Below are 7,699 nucleotides of genomic sequence, written 5' to 3' on the forward strand. Positions count from 1 at the left end.
CGCCGGAGGCCGCCCCTGGGCGACCGGCGCGCGGACCTGCGGCTCGTCACCGCCAGATGGACTTCAGCTGCCACGCCTGCATGTGGTCGAGGGTGGCGGTGCCGTCTTCGGCGAAGACCTCGACGCCGGTGCTGGAGGGGTCGGGGAAGATCTGGTCGGTGATCACCGCTTCGCCGTTGCCGCCGAAGACCTCGACGGAGGACCAGTCGACGAGGATACGGAGCTTGACCTTGCCGTTCTTGGGCTTCAGGGGTGCGGTCTGGACGCCGGGGAAGGTGCTGTTGAAGTCGCCGACGCCGGAGCGGGTGCGGTCGACGTACAGCTCCTGGGTCGTGGTGTCGTAGCCGATGACGGTCTCCTCGCCGTCGGCGCCGGTGCGGACCTTCAGGCCGAAGCGTTCGGCGTCCTTGGGGGAGAAGGTCGCCTCGATGTCGAGCGCCTTGCCCTTGGCCGCGGTCAGGGGCTTGGAGGTGCTCTTGACGGTGACGCCGGACGCCGTGGCCGGGCGCTTGTTCCGGAGGGACTCCAGGCTGCCCATCGGCATGCTGGTGAGCCGGGTCTGGCCGTTGATCGTGCGCAGGGCCATTTCCCGGGGAACGCTCTGCGCGCTGCGCCAGGGGGAGGTGGGGATGGACTGGCCGTAGTCCCAGTTGTTCATCCAGCCGATCATGTATCGCTTGCCGCCCGGCGCGTTCTCCCAGGAGACCGCCGCGTAGTAGTCCTTGCCGTAGTCGGTCCAGTCGGCGCGTTGCACGACGGACTTGGCGGGCTTGTCAGCGGCGGTGAACTGGTCGGCCATGACGTGGCCCCAGCCGGCGGTGTTCATGTCGCGGATCTGGATCCGCGCCTTCTTGCCGAGGTAGGGGCGCATGTTGAAGGAGGCCCAGTCCAGGGTCTCGCTGTCGGCGCCGGTGGCGCTGCGGACGACCTCGCCGTCGACGATCAGGTTGACGGACGTCTCCTGGGAGACGCGCGGGGCCAAGGCGTCGGACATCACGATGTGGTCGACGTTGAGGTGGCCCCAGCCGCCGGTGTTGTCGTCGACGATCCTGATCTGCGCCTTCTTGCCGGCGAGTTCGCTGAGGTCCCACGAGGCCCAGTTGAGTGCTTCGGCGTCCTTTCCGGTGGCGCTGCGGACGACTTGGCCGTCGACGAGGAGCTCGACGGCGGTGGGGTTGTCGGAGTCGGCCGGGTGGTTGCCGCCGCCGATGAGGAAGTTGATGTGCTTCTTGTCGAGGGTGAACTCGGGCGAGGTGAGGGTGCCGGTGGTGGAGTCGCCGTTCAGGAAGGTGTTGGCCAGCCCCTCTCCTAGGAAGCCGGAGACCTGTCCCTGGTCGGGGAGGGTGCCGGTGGCCGGTGCGGTGCCGAAGGCGTCCCCGTTCGCCGTCCAGTCGCCGTAGGTGCCGCCTTCGAAGTCGGCGAGGACCGTGCCCTCGGGCGGAGACACGTCCAGAACGGTTCCGGCCTCGTGCTCATGCCGCCCGCCACCGATCTTGAAGTTCAGGTAGGGGCTGTTGACGGTGAAGGAGGGGGAGGTGAGGGTGCCGGTGGCGCCGTCGCCGCCGTGGAAACTGTTGGCGAGACCCTTGCCGTCGAAGCCGGTGACGGCCCCCTGCCAGTCCACCGCCCCGGTCGCCGGCCCCTGACCGAACGCGGCTCCGGTCGTCGTCCACGAACCGAAGTCGGTGCCCTCGAAGTCCTGCACCATCGTGCCGGTGGGCGGTGTGTAGGTGCCCTTGTCCTCGGTGGTGAACTTCTTGCCGTCGAAGTCGCCGATGAAGTACTGCGAGCCCGAACCGCCCGCGATGCCGCCGGGGTTGATGTTGACGACCAGGACCCACTTGATGTTGTTCTTGTCCCCGTCGACCGCGAGGGGGAACAGGTCGGGGCACTCCCACACGCCGCCCGTCGCGCCGGCCGGCCCGAACTCGCTCTGGAGCTTCCAGTCCTTGAGGTTCTTGGACGAGTAGAACTGCACCTTGTGCTCGGCGGACAGTGACACCGTCATCAGCCAGCTCTTGGTCGGCGCGTACCACTGGACCTTGGGATCGCGGAAGTTGCTGGAGCCGATGTCGATGACGGGGTTGCCCTGGTACTTGGTCCAGGTGCGGCCGCGGTCGGTGCTGTAGGCGAGCGACTGGGCCTGCTTGCCGCCGTTCTTGTAGGCGCTGGTGTAGATCGCCACCATGGGCGGGTTCTTCTTCGTGCCGAACCCCGTGGTGTTGTTCCAGTCGACGACCGCGCTGCCGGAGAACACCATCTCCTCGTCGTCGTGCGACAGGGCCAGCGGCAGCTCCTTCCAGTGCACGAGGTCCCGGCTCACCGCGTGCCCCCAGGACATGTCGCCCCAGGTGTTGCCGTTGGGGTTGTACTGGTAGAAGAGGTGATATTCGCCCTTGTAGTAGACGAGGCCGTTGGGGTCGTTCATCCAGTTCTTCTCTGGACTGAAGTGGAACTGGGGTCTGTAGGTCTCGGTGTACGCCCGGGTGTCGGCCGCGACGGCCTGGGGGGCCAGCGGGGCTGCGGACAGGGCGCAGACGGTCGCCACCGCCGCCATCATCCGTATGCGGGCATGCCGGGATACGCGTGCAGAGCTCATGGTGTCTCCTAGTCCTGCGGCTCGTCGGCGCAGCGCTGACTGCGGCCCCGGCGCGGACGGACCGAAAAGTGACACCCCAGCGGCGTCGACGTCCACGCAGCCGACTGGGGTGTCAACGACGACTTGTGTCATCGATGACAGCGAGTGCCCGATTATGAAGCGCAATCCGGCCAGTGCGTCAACGGTGCGGGCGTGATTGCTCCGGTACGGGCCTGCGGTCCGTCGGGCATCGTCGGCGGCAGCGAACCGCACCAGCGAGTTCGGCCTTGACGGGTTGGGGTCGGCAAACGCGCAGGTCAGAGTGGTGACTTGGGGTGGCAACCGGCGGGCTTCCGCAGCACCGTGCGAGACCGGGATCGGCCGCGTTAACGAGTTGTTTCCGGGGTGTTGACCGGTCGGGCCTCGCGGTGCTTCACTTCCGGGACCGGTACCGAAACCGGTTCCGGGACCGATGTCGGTACCGGTCCCACAGGGCTCTGTACGATCGGCTCTTCGGTGCGGGAGGAAGTCTTCCGCCTCTGCAGGAAGGGAGGGGAGGTGACATGGGAGTCACTATCGCCGACGTGGCCGCGCGGGCCGGGGTCAGCAAGACGACGGTCTCGAGGGTGCTGAACGCCAAGGGCGAGATCAGCGAGGACACCGTCTTGAAGGTCCGCGAGGCGATCGCGGAGCTTGGCTATGTGCCGAGCGCCGGGGCAGTGGGGCTCGCACGCGGTACCACACAGATGATCGGCATGCTGGTCCCTGATCTGGCCTGGGTCTGGGCCGGGATCGTGCAGGCGGTCGTCGAAACGCTGGAGACCGAGGGCTTCGGACTGCGCATGCTGACCGTGAACGGCGGTGAGGAGTCACTGCGGAGGCTGGGCCTGCAGGTCGCTGCCAAGTCGTTCGACGGACTGCTGGTGATAGAGCCCGAGGGAGCCCTGGGGGCTATTACGGAACTGCACGAGGCCGGACTGCCGGTGGTGCTGATCGACGATCGTTTCCAGCGGCCGGGATTTCCCTACGTGGCCACCACCAATCGGGAGGGCGGTGAGCAGGCGGCGCGCCACCTGCTGGACCTCGGCCGCCGCCGACCTCTGGTGGTGACCGGTCCCGAGGAGTTCGGCTGTACTCAGGAGCGGCTGGGCGGCTTCGTCGACGTCTATGCGCAGGCCGGGATCGAGCTTGAAGCGCGCAGCATCATCGTCGGTGACTTCTTGTTCGACACAGCCCGGAGCGCGGTCGCGGGGGCTCTCGCGGACGGCGTGGAGTTCGACGCGGTCTTCGGGCACAACGACCCCTCGGCGGCTGGCGTGCTCGCGGCCCTGCACGAGGCCGGCCTCAAGATTCCGCGGGATGTCGCCGTGGTGGGGTTCGACGACGTCGAGCTGGCGTCGCACACCTATCCGGCGCTGACTACCATCCGTCAGCCGATGCGGGAAATGGGTGAGGCGGCGGCTCGTCTGCTCCTCGACCACGTGCGCAGATCGCCGGAGGCCGCCGCCTCGCGCATCATTCCCACCACCCTGGTGATCCGGGGCTCCACGTTAGAGCCAAGCTCGAACTGACGCGACGTCATCACGGTGCGTACGTGATGGTGCCTCGCAGCCGGGCGGTGCGTCGCCGGTGACGCACCGCCCCCCGTCTCCTTGAAACCTCGGCGACCCACTTCGGCCTCGCCTTCCTCTGGCGGCTGCACACGCGTTCCTGCGGCGCCGCCCCTACGGACCTTTCCGCCCCGTGCGTTCCGATCCGGGACACCGAACGGCGCGCCTGGCACACCCCGCCCGGCTGTTACCGGCTCTGCGTCGGACCCTCCCAGCGCAACCCGCGAAAGGTCCCCCACGCCGCTCTCACCGCAGACGGTCCCCACTCGTGCGCCGGTCCATCCGGGCGTCCGCCCGCTCTCACCCTTCGCCCCCCGCGCCTGTATCGCCCAACGGCAAGGAGCCGCATCATGCGTATCACCACCCGTCACGCCGTCAGAACTGTCCAGACCCTGTGCGTCACCGTCACGGCAGCCCTGGTGGCCACCGGCTGCGGCCGGAGCGAGGATTCCGGCCCCGGCAAAGACGCGCCCGCCGAGATAGCCGCGGGCAAGGCCAAGGGGACGGTGGTCATGTGGAACTTGGGTGACATCGAACCCGCCCTGAAGGACATGGCCAAGAAGTTCGAGCAGGAGAACCCGGACGCCGAAGTCAAGATCACCTCGGTCCCGTGGGACGCCGCCCACGACAAGCTGACCACCGCCGTCGCCGGCGGAAACACACCGGACATGTCCATGGTCGGGAGTACCTGGATGGCCGAGATGGCCGCCATGAACGCCTTCCAGGCCACCCCGACATCGATCAAGCCCTCGGACTTCTACCCCGGCCAGTGGGACACCACCAAGTACAAGAACGCCTCCTACGGCGTCCCGTTCACCGCCGACACCACGGTGGTCTACTACCGGACCGATCTCACCAAGAAGGCCGGTATCAAGGGCGCCCTGGCCGGCGACCGGGAGGGATACCTGAAGGACCTCAAGGCCATCCAGGCCACCGCGGGCAAGCAGAACCCCAAGCTGCGCAACGCCACAGGGCTGGTGATGGGCTTCAACTCCTGGATCTTCTGGGTGCCGATGGTCTGGCAGCAGGGCGGTGACATCTACGACGCCAAGACCAAGAAGTTCACCTTCGACACGCCCGAGGTCGCCAAGGCGCTGGAGTACTGGGCGAGCGTTCCGAAGCAGAAATTGGCGCCGACCGACAGGTCCGACAACGTGCAGAACTTCCGGGACGGGCTGATCGCCACGTACCAGGAGGCCGCGTGGAACGGTGCCAGCCTCCACAAGGACGCCCCGGAGCTGGACGGCAAGTGGAAGACCATGCCGGTGCCGTACTCCGAGCAGCCCGCCGGGTTCGCCGGCGGCACCGACCTGGCGGTGTTCAAGGAAGCCAAGAACCCCGACGCGGCATGGAAGTTCTCCCGGTTCCTGACCGAGCCCGCCAACCTCGCGGCCTATGCCAAGGCCACCGGCGGCCTGCCCCCGTCGCCCCAGGCGTGGTCGGACGGGAACCTGAGCGCGGACGCGAACATGAAGGCGTTCGACGAGCAGCTCAAGGTCAGCAAGGCGCAGCCCGCCATCACGACCTGGCAGCAGATCGCCGACGCCATCGACTCCGAACTGGAGAAGCTGGCCCTGGGCAAGGCCACCGTCGCCGAGGTGCAGAAGACGCTGCAGTCCAAGGCCACCAGCATCGGCACCGGCCGCTGAGCGCCACCGCCATGAGCACCCCTCGCAGGGACGGATGACATCCATGTCCACGAAAACGCTTCCAGGGCGGGGCGACACCGGCAAGCAGGGCACCGCGGGGCCGCAGCGGAGTGCCGAGCACCGGCGTTCCCCGCGCCGGGGCATGGCGCGCGGCAGGCAGGCCCGGGCCGCCTGGGTCCTGGCCGCGCCCTTCCTCGCGCTGTTCGCGGCCTTCATGCTGCTGCCGTTGGTCTGGTCGCTGCTGATGAGCCTGACCGACACCAGCAGCGCCGACCTGCGCACACCCCTGAACGTGTCGTTCATCGGCATCGACAACTACGTACGGCTCTTCCAGGACGATCAGTTCTTCACGGCCCTGCGTAACACGGCCGTGTTCGTCCTGGTGGCGCTGCCCCTGACGCTGGCTGCCGGGCTCGCCGCGGCGGTCGCGCTCAACAGCGGCATCCGCCGCTTCCGGGCCGTCTTCCGGGTCGGCTTCTACCTGCCGGTGATCACCAGCATCGTGGCCGTCGCGGTGGTGTGGAAGACGCTCCTCGAACCTCGCGCGGGACTGGTGAACCTCGTTCTGGGCTGGTTCGGGATCGACGGCCCGGCCTGGCTGGCGGACACCCGCTTCGCTCTTCCCGTCATGATCGTGATGGCGGTGTGGCGCAACCTCGGCACCGTCATGATCATCATGCTGGCCGGGCTGCAGTCCGTACCCCAGTCCCTGATGGAAGCGGCCGAACTCGACGGCGCCGGGCCCTGGCAGCGGTTCTGGAGTGTCACCTTCCCGCTCCTGCGTCCCGCTCTGCTGCTGACCGCCGTCACCACCGGCATCGGCTATCTGCAGTTCTTCGACGAACCGTTCGTGATGACCGACGGCGGACCGCTGGACTCCACCCTGTCGGCCACGTTGTACGCCTACAAACAGTTCGGCAACGGCAATTACGAGATGGCGTCGGCCGCCAGCTACGTCATCTTCGTCCTCATCGTGGCGCTGACCGTGCTGCAGTTCCGCGTGCTGCGAGACAAGGACTGACGACCCATGAGCACCCTCTCCTCTCTCCCCACGGCACAGCCGGGCACGGACCGCGTCCTCAGGCGTCGCCGCATCCGCCGGACCTGGGGCCAGCCCTGGCTGTATCTGCCGCTCGCCGGCGCCCTGCTGCTGATGATCGCGCCGTTCCTGTGGATGCTGTCCGGCTCCTTCAAGCCCGAGGCCGACATCCGCAGGGTCCCGCCCGTCCTGCTCCCCACGGCGCCCACGACCGCCAACTACGGGGAGCTGTTCAGCAGCCTCGACTTCACGACCATGTTCGCCAACTCCGTGATCGTGGCCCTCGCCGTCACCGCCGGGAATCTCATCTTCTGCTCGATGCTCGGATACGCCCTGGCCAAGCTGGAGTTCCGCGGACAGCGCGCCGTGTTCCTGCTGGTCATGGGGACGCTCATGATCCCCGGCCTGGTCACCTTCGTTCCCCTGTACGTGCTGGTGTCCAACATGCAGCTGACCGGCTCCATGCTCGGGCTGATCCTGCCGTTCCTGGCCGGCCCCTTCGGGGTGTTCCTGATGCGGCAGTTCATCTCCACCCTGCCCGACGAACTCATCGACGCCGCCCGCGTCGACGGCTGCCGCGAACTGGCCATCTTCGCGAAGATCATCCTGCCGTTGACTAAGCCGGCCCTCGCCACGCTGGGGATCATCACCTTCCTCGGCTCCTGGAACAACTTCCTGTGGCCGCTGGTCGTGGCGCAGAACGAGAGCCAGTACACCCTCCCCGTCGGCCTCGCCCTGGCCAGCAGCGGACAGTCCTTCACCCGCTTCGGCATCCTCCTCGCCGGCGCCATGGTCGTCCTACTGCCGGTGATGATCGTCTTCC

Annotated in this window: 5 protein-coding genes; 4 read left to right on the forward strand and 1 reads right to left on the reverse strand. The window is 67.6% G+C overall.

Annotated features, from left to right (window positions below; translation table 11 throughout):
- Positions 1-46 precede the first annotated feature (46 nt).
- Positions 47-2,599: a glycoside hydrolase family 32 protein gene (locus C1J00_RS10480; protein ID WP_102908760.1), complete on the reverse strand. Its 2,553-nt coding sequence runs from the start codon at positions 2,597-2,599 to the stop codon at positions 47-49.
- A gap of 542 nt (positions 2,600-3,141) precedes the next feature.
- On the opposite strand from C1J00_RS10480, the gene C1J00_RS10485 reads away from it, so the two are divergent.
- From C1J00_RS10485 to C1J00_RS10500, 4 genes are all read left to right on the forward strand, one after another.
- Positions 3,142-4,149: a LacI family DNA-binding transcriptional regulator gene (locus C1J00_RS10485; RefSeq protein WP_102908761.1), complete on the forward strand. Its 1,008-nt coding sequence runs from the start codon at positions 3,142-3,144 to the stop codon at positions 4,147-4,149.
- Positions 4,150-4,538: 389 nt separating this feature from the next.
- Positions 4,539-5,837, forward strand: a complete 1,299-nt coding sequence (locus tag C1J00_RS10490; RefSeq protein WP_102908762.1) for an extracellular solute-binding protein — start codon at positions 4,539-4,541, stop codon at positions 5,835-5,837.
- Positions 5,838-5,871: 34 nt separating this feature from the next.
- Positions 5,872-6,858, forward strand: a complete 987-nt coding sequence (locus tag C1J00_RS10495) for a carbohydrate ABC transporter permease (RefSeq protein ID WP_102908763.1) — start codon at positions 5,872-5,874, stop codon at positions 6,856-6,858.
- A 6-nt stretch (positions 6,859-6,864) separates the two neighbouring features.
- On the forward strand, positions 6,865-7,699 hold an 835-nt coding region (locus C1J00_RS10500), incomplete at its 3' end, for a carbohydrate ABC transporter permease (protein ID WP_102908764.1).

This window comes from Streptomyces cahuitamycinicus (assembly GCF_002891435.1).
Taxonomy (GTDB): domain Bacteria; phylum Actinomycetota; class Actinomycetes; order Streptomycetales; family Streptomycetaceae; genus Streptomyces; species Streptomyces cahuitamycinicus.